The sequence below is a fragment of the Corallococcus sp. CA047B genome, from assembly GCF_003612065.1.
Lineage (GTDB): Bacteria > Myxococcota > Myxococcia > Myxococcales > Myxococcaceae > Corallococcus > Corallococcus praedator.
Window position 1 is genome coordinate 1 of the sequence record NZ_RAWD01000556.1, and the last position, 3,085, is coordinate 3,085.

Annotated in this window: 1 protein-coding gene; it reads right to left on the minus strand. The window is 71.3% G+C overall.

The features are described from left to right. Positions 1–2,935 (minus strand): protein kinase (locus D7X74_RS40870; RefSeq protein WP_120538327.1); only part of this gene is annotated, 2,935 nt, incomplete at its 3' end. Positions 2,936–3,085: the final 150 nt, after the last annotated feature.

Consider the following 3,085-nt stretch of genomic DNA (forward strand, 5'->3'; position numbering starts at 1 on the left):
CGACCACTCCGACGCGGAGCTGTTCCCCGCGGGCGAGGCCGCCGTCAACCGCAGGCACGACCAGGACGTGCTGGAGGCGGGCCACCCCCTCACCTACGAGGACGCCCAGCAGGGCCCCGACGGCGAGTTCGGTGGCCGGTTCCGGCGCCGGCGTCGGTGCTGGGACGGCGGGGGCCGTCGGTTCGGTCTCTCGCGCTTCCGGCTCCGTGGGGGGCGGTGGAGAAGTTGTGGAGGACTTCCCGGTCGGGTTCCGCCCGCGCGCCGAGTTCCACAGCGAGGCCACGCGTCCGCCATCCAGACCGAACGCCACGGTGGTGCCGAGGCCCGCGACGGCGAGGAACACGACGCAGGCCGCGATGAGCCCGGCCCGGCCACGGCGGGGAGCGGGCTCATTCAGGAAGTCGTGGGGCTCGGTGGGGCGGCCGGAGGCGCGCGCCCCGTTGGAGCGGGTGGGGGGCGTGGACTGCTTGCGGCGGGACGAAGGCGAGCGGCGGACCGCGGGCGTGTTCTCCGGCGCTTCATCCGAAGGAAGGGACGGCACGCGGGAGATGGAGGTTTCGTTGTCGCTGAGCGACGCGGAGAGCGCGTTGTGCGGCAGGGTGACGCGCATGCTGTCCTGGGTGGACGCACGCGGAGGCCGGGGGCGGGAGTCTTCAGCACCGCCGTTCGCCGCGTCGCGCGGTGGCCGAGGCCGTGAGTCTTCAGCGGAGCCATTCGCGGCGTCACGTGAAGGCCGGTGCCGTGCGTCCTCGGTGCTGCTGTTCACGGCATCGCGTGCGGAACGACTTCGTGCGTCCTCGGTGGACCCATTCGCGGCGTCACGTCCGGAGCGTCCTCGTGCGTCCTCGGTGCTGCCATTCGCGGCGTCGCGTGCGGAGCGCCCTCGTGCGTCTTCAGCGGATCCGTTCGTGCTCTCGCGTGGAGCCCGGGACCGTGCGTCTTCAGTGGATCCGTTCGCGTTATCGCGTGCGGAGCGCGTCCGTGCGTCTTCAGTGGATCCGTTCGCGGCGTCACGTCCGGAACGGCCCCGTGCGTCCTCGGTGGATCCATTCGAGGCATCGCGTGCGGAGCGGGCCCGTATGTCTTCAGCACCGCCATTCACGGCCTCGCGCGGAGGTCGTGGACGGGAATCGTCAGCGCTGCCGTTCGCGACGTCGCGCGTGGAACGGACGCGTGTTTCTTCGGCACTGTTGTTCGTGGCCTCTCGCGGAGGCCGTGGACGGGAGTCTTCCGCGGATCCGTTGAAGGCTTCGCGTGGAGGCTTCGGACGCGCGTCCTCGGTGGATCCATTCCCGGCATCGCGTGAAGGCCGGTGCCGAGCCTCCTCGGCGCTGTTCGCGGCATCGCGCGTGGAGCGTCCCCTCGCGTCCTCGGAGCCATTGGCGTGGTCCCTCGTGGACCGTGCACGGGGCTCCTCCGGAGGCACGAAGACCGGAGGCTCCCGGGTGCCGCGTGCCTTCGGGTCCTCCGCGGGCTGCGAACCCACGCGGGACAGGGGCGTGAGGATCGTCTCTCCCTCGACGTAGCCGGGGGAGGTCGTGACGGTGGACGGCGTGATGCGCAGGACCGGATCCAACACCACGGGCGGCAGGGCTGGCTGCGTGCGCACGCCGGGGTCGGAATCCTCGGGGCTCTCGTTCAGCACATCGTGCGGCGGACGATGCGGCTCCGTGATGGGGGACGTGACCCGGCGCGACGGCGGGAGCGCGGATGCCGGCTTCCGCACGGCGAGCTCTTCCGTCGTGTTGCGGCGGCCCTGTGCATTCGCGGGCGGCGGGGAGGCCTTGGCCGGCGCGGGCGGCTTCACCGGCGCGGACGGACGCGGCGGCAGCGCGGAGGAGATCTGCGGCAGGCCGGTGGGGGGGAGTGTGGCCGGTTCCGGCAGCTCCGCGCCCCGGGCCAGCACCTGCGCGACCTGCGTCTCGCTGGAGGTTCCGTCCCCGGTCGCCTGGCCGCTCATGAGCAGCAGGCGGGTCTGGTCGCGGCGCTCGGAGAACAGGCGCAGCATCAATTCGCTGCTCTGTTCAGGGTGCCAGATGCGCGGGCCCACGGCGCGCTCGATGGCGCGGGCGAACTCCAGCGTGGTGGCGTAGCGGTCCTCGCGCCGCTTCGCGAGCGCCTTGAGGACGATGGCGTCCAGCTCCGGAGGAATCTGCTTGTTCACGCGTGAGGGCGCCGTCACCTCGCCGCTCAGCACCGCGTTCATCATCGCGTCGGCGCTCTTCGCGTAGAACAGCCGCATGCCGGTGAGGCACTCGTGCAGCACCACGCCCAGGCTGAACAGGTCGCTGCGGGCGTCCAGCGGGTCGCCCATGATCTGCTCCGGCGACATGTAGCCGCTGGTGCCCTTCACCATGCCCACGGCGGTGCGGCCCGCGCGGGCCAGGCTCTTGGCGATGCCGAAGTCGAGCAGCTTGGTGACGCCTTCGTACGTCACCATGATGTTCTTCTCGGCCACGTCCCGGTGCACCACGGGGGACGGCCGGCCGAGCGGGTCCGTGAAGGCGTGCGCGTAGTTGAGCGCCACCGCCGTGTCGCGCACCGCCATCAGGCTCAAGCCCATGGGGATGGGCTCGTGGGCGGTGCGGCACGCGCGGGCCACCTCCACCAGCGTGGCGCCCGGCACGAACTCCATCGCGAGGAACAGCTCCCCGTCCGCCACGTCCAGGTCGTACACGTGCGCGATGTGGGGGTGGTTGAACGCGGCCGTCACCTTGGCCTCGTCCAGGAACATCCGGACGAACTCCTCCTCGCCCCGGATGTCGGGGAGGATCTGCTTCAGCACCACCATCTTGCGGAAGCCGGCGAGCCCCTTCTGGGCCGCGAGGAAAATCTCCGCCATCCCGCCCGTGGACAGGCGGCAGAGCACCTCGTACTTGCCCAACACCCGGCCGCGGAACCCGTCCGGAGTGAGCGTCAGCGTCGTCCCAGCCATTGAAGGGGTCCGACTCTACACCTGTGAAGGGAGGGTCGCGAAAGGCCCGGACCCCGGTTTCTGGGCAGATGCCAGGGTTTACGGGGATGGGGCCTCCGTCCGGGTGAGGACAGGGCCTCCGCGAAGTGTCCGACACCGGAGGGGCGGTGC